13 protein-coding genes are annotated in these 16,544 nt (G+C 73.3%); 3 read left to right on the top strand and 10 right to left on the bottom strand.

Going from position 1 to position 16,544, the window contains the following annotated elements; all coding sequences use genetic code 11:
* The first annotated feature begins 86 nt into the window (after positions 1–86).
* Positions 87–872 (top strand): transglutaminase-like domain-containing protein, encoded by a 786-nt coding sequence (locus AB0C12_RS30505; RefSeq protein ID WP_360553288.1) that lies wholly within the window; start codon positions 87–89, stop codon positions 870–872.
* Positions 873–923: 51 nt separating this feature from the next.
* On the opposite strand, the gene alc is transcribed toward AB0C12_RS30505, so the two are convergent.
* Positions 924–1,925, bottom strand: a complete 1,002-nt coding sequence (gene alc, locus AB0C12_RS30500; RefSeq protein ID WP_360553287.1) for an allantoicase — start codon at positions 1,923–1,925, stop codon at positions 924–926.
* On the bottom strand, positions 1,925–3,238 hold the full coding sequence (gene allB, locus AB0C12_RS30495; RefSeq protein ID WP_360553286.1) for an allantoinase AllB: 1,314 nt from the start codon (positions 3,236–3,238) through the stop codon (positions 1,925–1,927). The genes alc and allB overlap by 1 nt, the downstream gene beginning before the upstream one ends.
* Before the next feature lie 193 nt (positions 3,239–3,431).
* Between allB and AB0C12_RS30490 the strand changes: the two genes are divergently transcribed.
* Positions 3,432–3,962 carry a hypothetical protein gene (locus tag AB0C12_RS30490; RefSeq protein ID WP_360553285.1) on the top strand — a complete coding sequence of 177 codons (531 nt, stop codon included), beginning with the start codon at positions 3,432–3,434 and terminating at the stop codon, positions 3,960–3,962.
* A gap of 12 nt (positions 3,963–3,974) precedes the next feature.
* Here the strand turns inward: AB0C12_RS30490 and AB0C12_RS30485 are convergent, their stop codons facing one another.
* From AB0C12_RS30485 to uraD, 7 genes are all read right to left on the bottom strand, one after another.
* Positions 3,975–5,123 (bottom strand): aldolase/citrate lyase family protein, encoded by a 1,149-nt coding sequence (locus AB0C12_RS30485; RefSeq protein WP_360553284.1) that lies wholly within the window; start codon positions 5,121–5,123, stop codon positions 3,975–3,977.
* Positions 5,124–5,125: 2 nt separating this feature from the next.
* The gene (gene aceB / locus AB0C12_RS30480; protein ID WP_360553283.1) at positions 5,126–6,673 is read right to left on the bottom strand and encodes a malate synthase A; all 1,548 of its coding nucleotides are present in this window, start codon (positions 6,671–6,673) and stop codon (positions 5,126–5,128) included.
* 196 nt (positions 6,674–6,869) lie between these two features.
* Positions 6,870–8,342 (bottom strand): DUF1996 domain-containing protein, encoded by a 1,473-nt coding sequence (locus tag AB0C12_RS30475; protein ID WP_360553282.1) that lies wholly within the window; start codon positions 8,340–8,342, stop codon positions 6,870–6,872.
* Positions 8,343–8,524: 182 nt separating this feature from the next.
* Complete coding sequence (locus tag AB0C12_RS30470; protein ID WP_360553281.1) at positions 8,525–9,877, bottom strand: 8-oxoguanine deaminase; 1,353 nt, start codon at positions 9,875–9,877, stop codon at positions 8,525–8,527.
* Positions 9,874–10,734, bottom strand: coding sequence for a factor-independent urate hydroxylase (gene pucL / locus AB0C12_RS30465; RefSeq protein WP_360553280.1), 861 nt, complete (start codon positions 10,732–10,734; stop codon positions 9,874–9,876). The genes AB0C12_RS30470 and pucL overlap by 4 nt, the downstream gene beginning before the upstream one ends.
* 4 nt (positions 10,735–10,738) lie before the next feature.
* Positions 10,739–11,101: a hydroxyisourate hydrolase gene (gene uraH / locus AB0C12_RS30460; protein ID WP_360553279.1), complete on the bottom strand. Its 363-nt coding sequence runs from the start codon at positions 11,099–11,101 to the stop codon at positions 10,739–10,741.
* Complete coding sequence (gene uraD / locus AB0C12_RS30455; RefSeq protein ID WP_360553278.1) at positions 11,088–11,597, bottom strand: 2-oxo-4-hydroxy-4-carboxy-5-ureidoimidazoline decarboxylase; 510 nt, start codon at positions 11,595–11,597, stop codon at positions 11,088–11,090. Before uraD ends, uraH begins: the two co-directional genes overlap by 14 nt.
* A 111-nt stretch (positions 11,598–11,708) precedes the next feature.
* Here uraD and hrpB point away from each other — a divergent pair, with 111 nt between their 5' ends.
* Entirely contained in the window at positions 11,709–14,195 is a 2,487-nt protein-coding gene (gene hrpB, locus AB0C12_RS30450) for an ATP-dependent helicase HrpB (protein ID WP_360553362.1), read from the top strand.
* On the opposite strand, the gene AB0C12_RS30445 is transcribed toward hrpB, so the two are convergent.
* Complete coding sequence (locus tag AB0C12_RS30445; RefSeq protein WP_360553277.1) at positions 14,192–16,501, bottom strand: EAL domain-containing protein; 2,310 nt, start codon at positions 16,499–16,501, stop codon at positions 14,192–14,194. The genes hrpB and AB0C12_RS30445 overlap by 4 nt on opposite strands.
* Between the last annotated feature and the right edge of the window lie 43 nt (positions 16,502–16,544).

Genomic DNA, 16,544 nt, shown 5'->3' with positions numbered 1-16,544 from the left:
ACGGCCGGGCCGGCATCGGGCGACCGCGTTTCCGCCGCCCCGCGCCGTAATCCGGACGACATCCGGATCCGGCTACCGTGACGTCCGTGAACAACTCCCAGGTCGGTGCCACGCTCGTCTTCGACGTCACCGCGCCCGCCGAGCTCGTCCTGCTGATCGCCGCCGCGGATCCGGTGTCGGAATCCCTGTCGCTGTCCAGCGACGGCCGCAGTGTGGAGGCGGTGGAGCTGCCCGGTCGCCAGCACTACGTGCGGGCTCCCAAGGGCCGGCTGACCGTCACGTACGCGGCGGAGGTGGCCGTCGCCCGGCCGGTCCCGGCGGACGTCACCGAGCTGGACCGGATCGTCGCGCTGCGGCCGAGCCGGTACTGCCCGTCGGACAAGATGGCCGGCTTCGCGGGCACGCTGTTCAGCGGCCTGCCGGACGCCACCGCGACCGTCCGGGCGATCCGCGACTGGGTGCACGACCACCTCAGCTACGAGGCCGGCAGCAGCGGGCCGAGCACCGACGCGGCGGACACATTGCTCGACGGCCGGGGCGTCTGCCGCGACTATGCCCACCTGGTCACCACGTTGTGCCGGGCGATGAACGTGCCGGCCCGGGTCGCGGCGGTCTACGCGCCGGGGCTGTCCCCGATGGACTTCCACCTGGTGGTCGAGACCGCGCTGGACGGCCGGTGGCAGGTCTGGGACGCGACCGGCCTGGCTCCCCGGCCGAGCCTGATCCGCATCGCCACCGGCCGGGACGCGGCGGACACCGCGCTGGCCACCACCCTGTCCGGTCTGCTGACCATGCCGGAGCTGGTCATCACCGCGGTGGCCGGCGGAGACCTGCCGCTGGACGACCACACCGGCCTGGTCGAGCTCGCCTGACGAGGCCGGTCCACGCCGCGAGGCTGCCGCCCGACAGGCACGAGGCAGCCCCTAGGTCACGGCCTCGAAGCGGGCGCGCAGGACAGCGCCGTCCGGGCGGCCGTGCAGGCGCAGCCGGGCCATGCCGCCGTCCGGGAAGATGTCCAGCCGCACGTGGGTGGCGACCGGGACCACCGACACCCCGAAGCGGTGCCGGGTGTCCGGGGACAGCCGCACCTGGGGCAGCAGGTCGAACCAGTCGGTCGGGTCGTCGAGCAGCCCGGTGCGGGCGTCGATGCCGCGCAGGGTGGCGCTGCCCGGCGCGTTGCCCTTGAAATGGCTGGTGTCCAGCTCGGCCAGCTCGATCACCGACGGCACGGCCAGCTGCACCAGCACCCAGTCGTTGCCCTCGTCGCGGCGGCGGGAGGTCTCCCAGCCGTCGCCCATGGACCGGGCCAGGCCCGGGTAGATCATGTTCTGCGGGTGGCCGTAGAACATGTTGCTGCAGCCGGCGATGCGGGCGCCGTACTCGGCCGCGGCCACGTCGAAGACGCTCGGCAGCAGCCGCGGGTCGGGCACGACCTCGCCGTGCACCCGCAGCCGGGCCACCCCGCCGTCCGGGTAGATGTTCAGCCTGATGTGGGTGTAGCGCTGGCTGGAGTCGACCGGGAACAGGTTCTGGCTGTCCCCGACCAGCGGCGAGCGCGGCACCAGCGGCACCCAGTGCGCCTCGGCCAGCTGGACCGGATCCGGGTAGCCCTCCAGCGCCGCGCCCTCGACCGAGGCGTACGGCGGGTAGTTGCCGGTGAAGAACGCGGTGTCGACGTCGATGCCGTGCACGATGCCGGGCGCGCCGAGCCGGATGATCGCGGTGTCGTGCCCGGGCTCGCGCCGCCGCCGGGTCTCCCAGCCGTCGTACACCTGGCCCTTGTGCCCGAAGGTCCGCGGCGCGAACACCGGCCGGGCCGGCTCGACGAGATGGTCGGCGGCGGCGAAGAACTCGTCGTTGGCGAACACCACCCCGCCGCCGAAGGTGCGCGACGCCAGGTCGGGCAGCAGCGTGAACTCCTCCATCAGGAACCCTCCCGGGTCAGGAAGACGCCGCGGGGGGCGTCGCCGGTCACGGTCCGTCCGCGCAGCCAGGTCGTGCGGACCACCCCCGTCAGGACCTTGCCCGCGTACGGCGTGACGGGGTTGCGGTGGTGCAGCCGTACGGGATCGACGGTGAAGTCCGCGGCCGGGTCGAAGGCGACCAGGTCGGCGTCCGCGCCCACCGTGATCCGGCCCTTGCCGGTGAGCCCGACCAGGTCGGCCGGGCGCCGGGCCATCCAGCTCACCACGTCGGCCAGGGTGTGTCCCCGCGTGCGGGCGGCCGTCCAGACCACCGGCAGGCCGAGCTGCACCGACGCGATGCCGCCCCACGCCGCCGCGAAGTCGCCGGTGTCCTGCCGCTTGAGCTCGGGGGTGCACGGCGAGTGGTCGCTGACCACGCAGGTGATCAGGCCCTCGGCCAGCGCGGCCCAGAGCCGGTCGGCGTTGGGGGCGTCGCGGATGGGCGGGCAGCACTTGAACTCGGTGGCGCCGGCCGGGATCTCGGCGGCGTCCAGGGTCAGGTAGTGCGGGCAGGTCTCGGCGGTGACCCGCAGGCCGTCCGCCTTGGCCCGGGCGATCAGCGGCAGGGCGCTCGCGGCGGACAGGTGCAGGATGTGCACGCGCCCGCCGGTGAGGCGGGCGGCCTCGATCGCGGTGGCGACGGCGGCGTGCTCGGCGTCCGGCGGCCGGGAGGCCAGGAAGTCCGCGTACGCCGGGGAGGCCACCGCGGCGTGCAGGTGGTCGGGATCCTCGGCGTGCACCACGAACTGGGCGTCGACCGCGCGCAGGGCCTCGCCGAGCTGGTCGGGGGTCAGCGGCGGGAACTCGGGCACGCCGGAGTCGGCCAGGAAGGCCTTGAAGCCGTACACCCCGGCGGCGTGCAGGCCGGGCAGCGCGCCGGTGTTGCCGGGGATCGCGCCGCCCCAGAAGCCGACGTCCACGTGGATCTGACCGCGGGCGGCGTCCTGCTTGACCGCCAGCGCGTCAGCGTCGACGGTCGGCGGCAGGCTGTTGAGCGGCATGTCCACGATGGCGGTGACCCCGCCGGCGGCCGCGGCCCGGGTGGCGGTGGCGAAGCCCTCCCACTCGGTGCGGCCGGGCTCGTTGACGTGCACGTGGGTGTCGACCAGCCCGGGCAGCAGGGCGAGGTCGCCCAGGTCCACGTCCTCGGCGGCCTCCAGCACGGCCGCGTAGTCGTCGACGGCGACGATCCGGCCCCCGACGACGGAGACCGCGGCGGGCTGCTCGGCGCCACCGACGACGGCACGACGGGACCGCACCACCAGATCGACCATGGGCCGAGCCTAACCGCCAACTGTTGCCACACGGCTACGTCGGGTGAAGCCGCGCCACAAGATCACAATCGGGTGTCCGGTTCCCGACCGGGCGGATCATCGGGGCTGAGCGGCGCGCCGGCGGCCGGTATAAAGATCGCGCAGCGGGCGCAGCCCCCGACGCCTGACCCGAGGGGGACGTGGAGTGCCGACCGTGCCGACCCGCCGTATGGCCTCACGCAAGGTGGCCCTGACCGCCGCGTTCCTCGCTCTGGCCGCGGGCGGCACCGCCGCCTGCGACACCACCTACGACGACTCCGACGACTCCGGCTACACCTACGACGGCTACGCCGCGGGCCCGGGCTCGGACGCGGTGGCGGACACCGGCGAAGTGGACGACGAGGACGAGTACTACGAGGAGGAGGAGGAGGAGGAGGACCAGGGGCCGGTCGACGAGGTGTTCTACTGCGCCGACGAGGACGGCGAGATCGTCGACGAGGACAACTGCGCCGACGCCGACGAGACCTCGTCGTTCTTCCTGTACCACTCCTCCAGCTACGCCCGGGGCCTCAAGCCGGGCACGTACCTGGACGGCGGCGACTCCTTCTCGGCCGGCGACCGGGCGGCCCGGCGCGCGTTCAAGCTGCCGGCGACCGGCAAGGTCGGCAACGGCACCGTCAAGACCAACGTCGTCGGCCGCGGCAGCACCGGCTCGGGGCTGTCCAGCGGCACCTCGGGCGGCTGAGCCCCCGGCCGCTCAGAGCAGTGCGGTCAGCTCCTCCCGGGTGAAACCGGCGTCGTCCAGGGCCCCGCAGTCCAGCCCGCGCAGCAGGTAGCCGGCCAGCGCCCGGGCCGTGGCCGGCTCGTCGAGGATGCCGCCCGACTGCCGGTCCAGATACCGGCGCAGGCGGATCGAGGCCGCGTCGACGCCGTCGGCGAAGAAGGCGTAGGTGGCCGCGAAGCGGGTCGGCAGCTGCGCCGGGTGCAGATCCCAGCCCTGGTAGAAGCCGCGTTCCAGGGAGCGGCGGACCAGGCGGTGGTGCAGCGCCCAGGCGTCGTGGACGGCCACGTCCGAGCCCACCGGGAGGATGTTGGTCGAGCCGTCGGAGAGCCGGACGCCGGTGCCGGCCGCCGCCGCCTGGATGACCGCCTTGGCGTAGTCGGCGACCGGGTGGTCCATCGCCTGGTACGCCGCCGCCACTCCGGCCGCCGCGCTGTAGTCGTACGTGCCGTAGTGCAGGCCGGTGCACCGGCCACCGGCCGCGGTGATGAGGCGGGCCACGGTCGCTGTGCCGTCCGCACCGAGCACCGCCGCCGGCAGCTCGATCTGGATCTCGAACGTCAGCGCGCCGGCGGCCAGCCCGTACCCGCGTTCCAGCGTCTCGCACAGCGCGACCATCGCGGTGACCTGGTCCGGGCCGCTCACCTTGGGCAGGGTCACCGTGAACGGCTCCTGGTGCAGCGCCAGGAACAGGTCCAGGGTGCGCAGGCAGCGGTGCCGGGTGGCCGCCTCCAGCGACTTGATCCTGATCCCGACGAACGGCGGGCGCGGGCCCTCGGCCAGCACGGCCACGGCCGCCTTGACCGCCGCGTCCTCCTGGTCGTCGTCGCGGACGCCGTAGCCGTCCTCGAAGTCGATCCGCAGGTCCTCGATCGGCTCGGCGGCCAGCTTGGCCCGGACCCGGTCGGCCAGCGCGGCCGGGAACGGCAGCGGCGGGCACTCGTCCAGCGCCGCCAGCGCCTGGGCGCCCCACTGCCGGAAGCCGCCGATCCGGTCGGCCGGGATGTAGACCGTGTGCACCGGCTGCCGCCCGGTCCGCTCCCCCGGATACCGGGCGGCGAGGAACCTGTCGTGGGCGGCGAGCCGGTCGTCCAGGGCGGCGTAGTCGTCGTCGCTGAGCCGCATCGTCAGTCGATCGAGTCGTAGGCGGCCGTCGTCAGGAAGTCCGCGAAGTCGTCGGCGAGGGCCACCCGCTCGAAGAGCTTGCGCGCGTCGTCGAAGCGGCTGCCCGCCCAGGCCTGGTCGCCCAGCGCCGCGCGGATCCGGGCGAGCTCCTCGTCCTCGATCCGCCCGACCAGGTCGGCCGTGATCGTGGTGCCGTCGTCCAGGCGTACCCCGTTGTGGATCCACTGCCAGACCTGGGAGCGGGAGATCTCCGCGGTGGCCGCGTCCTCCATCAGGTTGTTGATCGCGACCGCGCCGTTGCCGCGCAGCCAGGCCTCCAGGTACTGCAGGGCGACCGAGACGTTGCCGCGCAGGCCGGCCTCCGTCACCGCGCCGCCGGTGGCCGCCACGTCGAGCAGCTGTGCCGCGTCGACGCTGACGTCGTCGCGCCGGCGGTCGAGCTGGTTGGGCCGGTCGCCGAGCACCCGATCGAAGATCTCCCGGCAGACCGGCACGAGGTCGGGGTGGGCCACCCAGGAGCCGTCGAAGCCGTCGGCGGCCTCGCGTTCCTTGTCCTCGCGGACCTTGGCCAGGGCGACCTCGTTGACCGCCGGGTCGCGGCGGCTGGGGATGAAGGCGGCCATGCCGCCCATCGCGAAGGCCCCCCGCCGGTGACAGGTCGAGACCAGCAGCTCCGTGTACGCCCGCATGAACGGCGCGGTCATCGTCACCGCGGCCCGGTCGGGCAGCACCATCGCCGGGTTGTCCCGGAAGTACTTGATGATGCTGAACAGGTAGTCCCAGCGCCCGGCGTTGAGCCCCGAGAGGTGCGGACGAAGGCTGTGGATTATCTCGTCCATCTCGAACGCCGCCGGGATGGTCTCGATCAGCACGGTGGCCCGGATGCTGCCGACCGGAATGCCCAGCGCCTCCTGGGCGTACGTGAACACGTCGTTCCAGAGCGCCGCCTCTTTGTGCGACTCCATCTTGGGCAGATAGAAGTACGGCCCGCTGCCCCGGCTGAGCAGCTCGGCGGCGTTGTGGAAGAAGTAGAGCCCGAAGTCGACCAGCGCCCCGACGGCCGGCTCGCCGTCCACCGGCAGGTGCCGCTCGTCCAGGTGCCAGCCGCGCGGCCGCATCACGATGGTCGGGTACGGCCCGTCGCCCAGCTCGTACGTCTTCTTGTCGGTCTCGAGCCGGATCGTTCGGCGGATCGCGTCGTACAGGTTCTGCTGGCCGTCGACCACGTTCGACCAGTGCGGGGTGTTGGCGTCCTCCAGGTCGGCCAGCCACACCTTGGCGCCCGAGTTGAGGGCGTTGATGGTCATCTTGCGCTCGGTCGGCCCCGTGATCTCGACCCGCCGGTCGGTGAGGTCGGCCGGTGCGGCCGGCACCTGCCAGTCACCCGCGCGCACGCCGGCCGTCTCGGCCAGGAACCCGAGGCTGCCCCCGGCGGCGATCTCGGCGCGCCGGGCCGCGCGGGCGGCCAGCAGCTCGTTGCGCCGCGGGCGGAACCGCCGGTTCAGGTCAGCTACGAACGCCACGGCCTCGTCGGACAGAATCTCGGTCACGGTCGGCGACTCCCCTCACTGCGATGGCTGGCCCGGAACGCACCCCTCTCCTCGTACCGTATCGGTCTGCGCGCCGGCCGCACGGAACTCGGCCCGGACCTGGCAACGGCCCCCGCGGGGAAACGGGGGCCGTTGCTTTTCTCTATCTGGGGATGAGGGCGCCCCCTGGGGATCGGGGGCGCCCGGTGGTGCCGACCTAGAAGTTGCCGAACGAGTCGCACTTGGCTTTCTGGACGATGCAGTTCTTGACCCGGCTGCCCAGCGCCGCGTCCTCCCAGGCGAAGAACGCGTCGCCGTGCATCGAGGAGGCGTTGCCCGACGACAGCTTGAAGCCGGCCGTGCTGCCCGAGGTCGGGTAGCCGATCACGAAGGACAGCGACGGGATCGCCACCGGGAACTTGCCGCTCGCGCAGGTGCCGTCCGGGCCGGTCCCGCCGACGTGCGACTTGTGGTCGGGGCTGTCCAGGTGCACGCCGTCCCAGCAGTCCGGGAAGGTCAGCTGGAAGGTCAGCTCGGCGGTCTTGGCGCAGACCGGCCAGTTGCCGTCGGCGCTGCGGCCGACCTCACCGCCGGCCCCGGCGCACCAGAACTGGCCGGGAGCGCCCTTGGGGGTGTCCACCTGCCGCTTGGCGTCGCCGACGATCATGCGGAAGCCCTGCGGGAAAGGCACGGTCCTGGTGGGGTCCTTGAGGCGCGAGCCGTAGTAGACCGTGACGCCGTGCGGGTTGACGGCCTTGCCGTTCTCCTGCAGCTCCGGCACCCAGTACGCGGAACGGTCCTCGCCGGGCTTGCAGCTCGACCCGGCGTTGGCCAGCAGCGTCATGGTCGTGGTGTTCGCGTCGGTGCTGTCGTTGCCCAGGAACGTGTGCATGTGCGAGGCGCCGGACATGCCCGGGAAGACGATCGGGTCGTCGGGCTTGGAGTGGCTGACCGTGCAGGAGGCGTTGAACTCGGGCACCCGTACGTTGCCGGCCGGCACGGGCTTGGGCTTCATCGCGTCGAACGCGGCCAGCTGCGCCTTCCACTTGGCCTGGTCCATGGTCACCCAGCCGTCACCGGAGGGCGTCCCACCCGGGGCGGAGGTGGTCGGGGCGGGTGCGGGCGTGGAAGGCACCGGCGTAGCGGTGGCCGCCGCGCCGAACGTGAACCAGTTGACGTTCACGAAGTCACCGGCCTGCGCGCTCTTGAGCACGGCGAAAACGGTCTGCTGCCCCGCGGGTACGGACTTCGCCGTCGCGGTGACCGTCGTCCACGTCTGCCAGCCACCCGTACGGGCGACCGGGAACGTCGCCAGCAGCGCGCCGGTCTGCGAGCCCAGGTGCAGCTCGATCGCGCCGCCCGCGGCGTTGTCCGAGGCGATCCGGGCGGACAGGCCGGCGCCGGTCACGGAGACGTTGTCGTAGCGCAGCCAGTCCCCGGCGGCGAGCCAGCCGACGTTCTTCCCGCCGTCGGCGTCGCCGGTCCCCTCGACCTGCGCGCCGGACTGGGCGGCGTACGCCTCGGCCTGCACCCGGCCCGGCACCACGGTCTCGGCGGCGCTCGCGTTGGCGATGTAGATGCCACTTCCGCCCAGCGCGGCGGCGACCGCGGCAGCCAGGGCGACCCGGGTGGTGCGCCGGCGCCGCTTGGCGACCTCGCCGGGCGCGACGTGGGCTCCAGTTGTTCGCATAACCATTCCTTCACTGAGGCCGTACCGAAGCGGTGAAAGCTATTCGCCACGGAGTATGCACAGCTCAGGAGGCTTGTATCAAGGCGCGAAAGAAGATTTAGGAATTGCCCGACAATGGCCCGCAGGTCGCGGCGTTACCGCTGGCCGATAACAATTAATCGAGGCGGCTTCCTTAAGTTTTCCTAAAATCCGTCGAGCAGCCGACGGTGGGCCCGGCGTGCGCGCAGCGTGAGCGCGTGGGCGTCCGCGTTGACCAGATGCCCGTGTTCCACGACCGGCCGGCCACCGACCAGGGCCAGCTCCACCGGCGCGGCCGGGCCGAGGACCAGCGCCGCGACCTTGTCGTCGATGCCGTCGTGGCCCAGCCCGTCCAGGCGCCAGAGCACCAGGTCCGCGAGCTTACCCACCTCGATGGAACCGAGGTCGTCGGCCCGGCCGAGACAGCGGGCGCCGCCCATCGTGCCGAGCCGCAGCGACTCGCGGGCCGACAGCGCCGTCGGGCCGCCGCGCAGCCGGGCGACGTACAGCGCCTGGCGCAGCTCCTCACCCAGGTGCGCCGCCTCCTGCGAGGCCGAGCCGTCCACGCCCAGGCCCACCGGGGCGCCGGCGTCGAGCAGGTCCCGGACCCGGGCCAGACCGGCTCCGAGGCGGGCGTTCGAGCTCGGACAGTGCGCGACCCCGGTGCCGGTCGCGCCCAGCTTGGCCACGGCCGCGTCGTCCAGGTGTACGCCGTGCGCCAGCCACACGTCCTCGCCCAGCCAGCCGAGCTGTTCCGCGTACTCCACCGGGGAGCAGCCGAACCGGGACCGGCAGAACTCCTCCTCGTCGTCGGTCTCGGCGAGGTGGGTGTGCAGGCGGACGCCCTTGCGCCGGGCCAGCGCGGCGGCCTCGCTCATCAGCTCCCGCGTCACGGAGAACGGCGAGCAGGGCGAGACACCGATCCGCAGCATCGACCCGGGCGACGGGTCGTGCCACCGGTCGATCGCCGCCTCGGTGGCCGCCAGCGCCGCGTCCGTCTCCTCGACCACGTTGTCCGGCGGCAGCCCGCCCGAGGAGCGGCCCAGGTCCATCGAGCCGCGGGTCGGATGGAACCGCAACCCGATCCGCGCCGCGGCCTCGATCTCGGCGGCCAGCACGTCACCGCCGTCGTGCGGGAAGACGTAGTGGTGATCCATGCTGGTCGTGCAGCCGGAAAGGGCCAGCCAGCCCAGGCCCGCGCCCGCGGCGGCCCCGACCGCCTCGGCGTCGATGCGGCCCCAGATCGGGTAGAGCGTGGTGAGCCAGCCGAACAGGTTGTCGTCCTGGGCCAGGCCCCGGGTGACCCACTGGTAGAGGTGGTGGTGGGTGTTCACCAGGCCGGGGGTGAGCAGGCAGCCGGTGCCGTCGATCCGGCGCGGAGACCCGGGCCGGGCCCCCGCGCCACCCGCACCGACCGCGGCGATCCGGCCGTCGTCGCCGACCACCACGTGGCCGTCGGTGTGCTCGGTGCCGTCCGCGTCCACCGTCGCGACGGTGACGTTCTCGATCACGATCACAGGTACCACTCCGCACTGGCCGGGGACACGTCGTCGCGGGTCACGGTGCCCTCGATGAGACCGTACGGGCGGTCGCCGGCCTGGAACACCTCCTGCGGGTTGTCCAGCCCGAACGGCGACAGGTCCATCAGGTAGTGATGCTTGTTGGGCAGGGCCAGCCGGATCTCGGCGATCTCCGGCCGGCTCTCCAGCACGCGCTGCCCCATCGCGTACAGGGTCTGCTGCAACGAGTGGCTGTAGGTGTCCACGAACGCCTCGACCAGCGCCTGCCGCGCACCGGCGAAGGACTCGTCCCAGTCGGCCGCGTCGCCTCGGTGCCGCCAGCGGGCGTCGACGGCCGTGGCCAGGATCCGGTCGGTGGTCTCCGGCAACGTCGTGTAGCGGTCGCGGGGATAACCGTGGAACTCCGAGTCGGTCGTGTTCAGCAGGACCAGGTCCTTGAGGCCGGAGACCACCTGCGTGCCCTGCTCCGCGACGGTCACCGCGGCGGTGCGGACGTGGTCGCCCGAGCGGCGGAACGAGTGCGGGCCGAGGCGCTCCCAGCCGTACGACTCCAGCGCGACCTCGGCCGCGGAGACCTGCGGCTGCGTCGTCACGAAGTGCCGGGCCAGCAGCAGGCCGAAGGCCTCGGGGGCGCCGACGCCGTGCTCGCGGGCGAACGCGTACACCGTGTTCTTCATCGTGTCGGTGGGCAGCACCCCGGCGTTGTCGCCGCTCAGGTGGGTCGCCGCGAGATCACCGGAGAGCGCGACACTGACGTTCAGATCCATCAGGTCATGGCGGTCACCGCCGCGGCGCACGTGCACCAGGCGGGTCTCCGCCTTGCCGTACCGGTTGCGGCCCAACACGATCGCCACGGGGTCAGCTCCCTCGGTAGGTGGTGTAGCCGTAGCGGCTCAGCAGCAGCGGCACGTGGTAGTGCCGGTCCGGGTCGTGCACGTGGAACGCGACGGTGATCTCGGGGAAGAAGGCCTGACCACCGAGGTACGGCTCCACGTAGAACACCAGCCGGTAGCCGCCGGCCTGCCAGTCGTGCAGCGGGACCCGGTGCCGCAGCCGGCCGTCGTCGTCGGTGCGGCCCTCGGCGATCAGCTTCCAGCCGTCGGAGTCGCGGCGCTCGAGGCGCACGTACACGTCGCGGGCCGGATCGCCGGTGACCGTGTCGAGGATGTGGGTGGAGATCCTGGCGTGCGACGTGGCCGCCGTGCCGTCATTCGAGGGCATCGAGCAGCCTCTCCAGTCGCAGCAGGGCGATCTTGCGCAGCTCATCGGCGACGACGGCCCGCTCGGTGGCCTCGTCGTGGCCGATCCGCCCGCGCGCCGCCGCCAGGATCTCCTCCTGCGTCCGGCCGCTGGCGAAGATCAGGAACACGTGCCCGAACTTGTCCTCGTAGGCGTGGTTCGCCGCCGTCAGCGCGGCCCTGGTCTCGTCGTCGCCGCTGCCCGCGGCCGTCGACTGCTCCCGCCGCGACCACGCCGCCTCCTTGGAGTCGCCTTGCGCCCGCTCGCCGATCCGCGGATGCGCCGACAGCCCCTGCAGGACCTCGGGCCAGCTCAGGCCGCGGGCGGCCGCATCGGCCGCGGCCAGGACAGCTTCCTTCGACGGGTACGGCCGCAGCGCCGCGACCGCCCGGCCCCACGCGGGGACGGCACACACCGCGAGCAGCTCCGCCTCGAGCCGGCCGGTGGGCAGGGAGTTGAACGTCTCGACCCGGTCCACCCGTTCACCCCCTGTTGCCGACGGACAGTCAAGCAGGACACCCCGATCTTGCACCAGTATCCCCGCGCCGGGGGCGTTGTCGCGGCCGTGCGCGAGACTGGTCCGGTGCTGATCGCCGCGGACGCCCTGCCCGACCTGCCCATCCGCGCGGTCCTCCCGGAGGTCACCGCCGCCCTGGCCGCGGCGGGCGCCGCAGTGCTGGTCGCGCCCCCGGGCACGGGCAAGACGACGCTGGTGCCGCTGGCCCTGGCCGGCGCCGCACCCACCGCCAAGGTGGTGGTGGCCGAGCCCCGCCGGGTCGCGGCCCGCGCGGCGGCCCGCCGGATGGCGGCCCTGCTCGGCGAGCAGGTGGGCGAGCGGGTGGGTTACACGGTGCGCGGTGACCGGCGCGTCTCGGCCCGGACCCGGGTCGAGGTCGTGACCACCGGTGTCCTGGTACGCCGTCTGCACCGCGACCCGGAACTGGCGGGCACGGCGGTGGTGATCCTCGACGAGTGCCACGAACGCCACCTGGACTCCGACCTGGCGCTGGCCTTCCTCATCGAGGTCCGCGCGGCCCTGCGCCCCGACCTGCACGTCCTGGCCACCTCGGCGACGGCCGAGTCGCAACGCCTGGCCGAGGTGCTGGGCGACGCACCCGTCGTAGCGGCCGAGGCCGCGCTGTACCCCGTCGAGGTGCACTGGTCGCCGCCGCCGCAACCGATCACCCCGCCGCACGGCCTGCGCGTGGACCCGAAACTCCTCGACCACGTGGCCACGACGATCCGCCGGGCCCTGGCCGAGGGAGACGGCGACGTCCTGGCGTTCCTGCCGGGCGCCCGCGAGATCGAGACGGTCGCGACCAAACTCCGTGGCATCGACGCCGAAGTCGTCCCCCTGCACGGCCGCCAGTCCGGCTCCACTCAGGACGCCGCGCTGCGCCCCAGCCCCGTCCGCCGGGTCGTGCTGGCCACCGCGGTCGCGGAGAGCAGCCTGACGGTTCCCGGCGTACGCGCGGTGGTCGACGCCGGCCTGAGCCGCGTCCCCCGGATGGACCACAGCCGCGGCCTGGGCGCCCTGGTCACGGTGCCGGTGTCGCGCGCGTCGGCGACCCAGCGGGCCGGCCGGGCCGGCCGTGAAGCGCCCGGCCGGGTCTACCGCTGCTGGTCCCAGGCCCAGCACGACCGCCTGCCGGCCCAGCCGGAACCGGAGATCGCCGCCGCCGACCTGACGGGATTCGCCCTCGACCTGGCGGAATGGGGACACCCCGACGGCACCGGCCTGAGCCTCCCGGACCCCCCACCCACCGGCGCGATGCAGGTGGCCACGGCCACCCTGCGAGCCCTGGGCGCCACCGACGCCGACGGCCGGATCACCTCCCGGGGCCGAGCCCTGGCCGACGCGGGCCTGCACCCCCGTCTGGCCCGAGCCCTCCTGGACGGCGCCCCCACCATCGGCCCCCACCGAGCCGCCGAAGTGGTCGCCCTCCTGGACGCCGACCGCACAGCCGACGACCTGGCCGCGGCCTGGCGCCGAGCCCGCACCGACCGAGACCCGGCCTGGCGCACCGAAGTCCGCCGCCTGACCTCAGCGATCCCCACCCACGCCGGCGGCGACAGCGACAGCAGCGGCCGGGAGTGGTTGCCCGACGATCTGGCCGCGGGGCTGATCGTCGGCCTGGCGTACCCGGAACGGGTGGCCAAGGTCCGCGAGCCCGGCGGCCGCGCGTACCTGATGGCCGGCGGAACCGCCGCCGACCTCACCGCCGGCAGCGCCCTGGCCGGCACGACCTGGCTGGCCATCGCCGACGCGGACCGAGCTCCGGGCGCCCGCACCGCCCGCATCCGCAGCGCCGCACCCCTCGACGAAGCAACAGCCCGCGAGGCGGCCTCAACCCTGCTGGAATCCGGCACGGAGATCGGCTGGCTGAACGGCGACGTGGTGGCCCGCCGCACAGCACGCCTGGGCGCGATAACCCTGGTGGAGCGCCGCATCGACAAGCCGGACCCGGCCCGTCTGCAGGCTGCCCTCCGGGAAGGTCTCCGCCGCGAAGGCCTCTCCCTGCTCACCTGGTCCCGAGCAGCCAAGGAACTCCGCGACCGCCTGGCCTTCGCCCACACCGCCCTGGGCCCACCATGGCCGGCCGTGGACGACGAATCTCTGCTGAAGAATCTGGAGGACTGGCTTCCCCTGGGCCAGTCCCGCCGCCGCGCCGACCTGGCCAAGATCGACACAGTGGGAGCCCTGCGCCGCCTCCTCCCCTGGTCGATAGCGGGCCGCCTGGACGACATAGCCCCGGAACGCCTTCCGGTTCCGAGCGGCTCGAAGGTCAGAATCGACTACACAGACCCCTCAGCCCCGGTCCTCGCGGTCAAGGTCCAGGAAGCCTTCGGCTGGCGCGAAGCCCCCCGCCTGGCCGACGGCCGCATCCCGATCCTGCTGCACCTGCTCTCCCCGGCCGGCCGGCCGGTGGCGGTGACCCGGGACCTCGCCTCCTTCTGGTCCACGGGATACCCCCAGGTGAGAGCGGAACTCCGCGGCCGCTACCCGCGCCACCCCTGGCCGGAGGATCCGACGACAGCCCCACCAACCCGCCGCCTGAACCCGCGGAGCCGCTAGGACGCCAGGTGCGGTGAGGAATGCGGGGAAGGCTGGGCCGGAACGGTCGCGGTGAGCCGATGAACCGGACCGGGCTGACCGAACAGATAACCCTGCCCGAGATGACACCCCAGAGCGGCAAGAGCATGAGCACGAGCAGGTGTCTCGATCCCCTCGGCCACCACAGCGATCCCCAGCTCAGCGCAAATGGCCAGGACAGAACGGCACAAAGCCCCGGCCCGCTCCGGCGACACGTCCACATCGGTCAGGGTGGAGTCCAGCTTCACGATGTCCACCGGCAGTGAGTGCAACTGCGCCAAAGCGTTATAGCCGCTGCCGAAGTCGTCCAGGGCCACCCGTACGCCGCGCCGGCGCAGCCGCTCCGCGACCTCGATCGCGCGGGGCATGTCCGGGATGCGGCGGGTCTCGGTGATCTCCACGACCAGCCGGGACGGCCGTACGTCGTGCCGTTCCAAAGCCTGGGCCACCGCCTCCTCCAGCCCGTGCTGCCCCAGCCGGGCCGCCGAGACGTTGACGTGCACGTCGATCGGCCGGCCGTAGGTGTTGGCCAGCCCGGCCGCGTCCGCGCAGGCCCGGTCCAGCACGAAGTCGTCGATCGCCGCGACCAGTCCGGTGCGTTCCGCGACCGTCACGAACACGTCCGGGTCGACCGGCCCGGCCACCGGGTCGGTCCAGCGGGCCAGGGCTTCGACGGCGACGATCGCGCCGTCGGTCAGCCGGACGATCGGCTGGTAGTAGACCTCGAAGCCGGCCGCCGCCGGGGCGCCGGACAGGGCCCGGGCCAGCAGGTGCGGCAGGTCCGCGTTCGGTCCGCCGTCCGCGCCGCCGGAGTAGCGGGCGAGGGCGTTCTTGCCGCGGCGTTTGCTGACGTACATCGCTGCGTCCGCCCGGCGCAGCAGCGTGTCCGCGGACAGCTCCGGGTCGCCGGGCTCGGGCACGACCAGGCCGAGGCTGGCGCTGATGCCGACCGTGTGGCCGTCGATGACGAACGGTTCGCGCAGGGCCGCCAGGATGCGGTGGCCGGCCGGTTCGGCGTCGGCGGCGCGGTGGTCGAGCAGCACCGCGAACTCGTCGCCGCCGAGGCGGGCCACCAGGGCGCCGGGGCCGACCGCGGCGACCAGCCGGTCGCCGATCGCCCGCAGCAGCCGGTCGCCCATGGCGTGGCCGAAGCTGTCGTTGATGAGCTTGAAGTCGTCGAGGTCGGCGAACAGCAACGCCACCGGTACGCCGCGGTGCCGGTACGCGTCCAGGGCCAGCACCAGCCGCTCGCGGAACAGCGCCCGGTTGGCCAGACCGGTCAGCGAGTCGTGGTAAGCCTGGTGGTGCAGTCGTTGCTGGCCTTCGGAGACGCGGGCGAGCAGCACCGTGTTGTCGACGATGGTGAACATCTGCCGGGCCACCACCAGCCCCAGCCCGAGCCAGCCGAGGTACGCCTCGTACGAGGTGAGCTGCCCGCCGGTCCCGGTGCGCACCGCGATGACCACGCCGGTGGCGACCACCGGCACGTACGGCAGCAGCAGGTGCAGCCATTCCGCCTCGGCCTGTTCGTCGAGGCTCGGGTCGGCCAGCCCGGGGTTGCTGATCGCCGCGAGGGCGAGCAGCGCCGGCCCGAGCAGGTAGCCGGCTGACTCGACCGGGGTGAGCGCACCGCTGCTCAGTTGGAGCAGCCGTAGCGTGTCGGAGACGCCCAGCGCCAGCATGGCCAGCGCGGTGAGCCGCAACGGCACCCGCGCCGCCCGCGAGGCCGGCCGGGTGGCCAGCAGGAGCATGACCATGACCGCGATCAGCAGGTCCGCGACCGGGTAGGCCGCCGCGAAGCCCACCACCCACGGGTTCTCCCCCACTTCGTGGAAGATCCGCCGGGGCACCGCCGACCAGACCAGCGCGAGCAGCGAGCCGGCGATCAGGACGCTGTCGATCACCAGCACGATCCGGTCCCGGCGCAGCGACGCCTGCACCGGCCGGGGCAGGGCCATCGAGCCGGCGACCAGGCCCAGGACGGTGAAGACCGGCAGGAACAGGACGCCGATGTCGGCCACGTCGGCCGCGACGGCCCGGGTCGGCTCGAGCACGTCGCTGACGGTCCACCAGAGGCGGACGGCCGCGAAGCCGGCGAGGCCGGTGCCGAGCAGGATCCGCCAGCGGCGCCGGTGACCGGACCTGTCCCGCCCGGCGGCGAAGCAGACCACGGCGGCGAGCACCCCGGCCGCACACTGGGCGGCGTCGGTGAAGAGTCGCTGGCCGGCTTCGGCGGGCACGGCGTACGTGCCGATCGCCGTGACGGCGGCGACGAGCGCCAGCGTCACGGCTGACTGTGCCGACAGCCGTCCCGTCGTCATCACCACCCGC

It is taken from the genome of Actinoplanes sp. NPDC048967, from assembly GCF_040649415.1.
Classification (GTDB): domain Bacteria; phylum Actinomycetota; class Actinomycetes; order Mycobacteriales; family Micromonosporaceae; genus Actinoplanes.
This window is presented reverse-complemented; position numbering and strand designations above follow the sequence as displayed.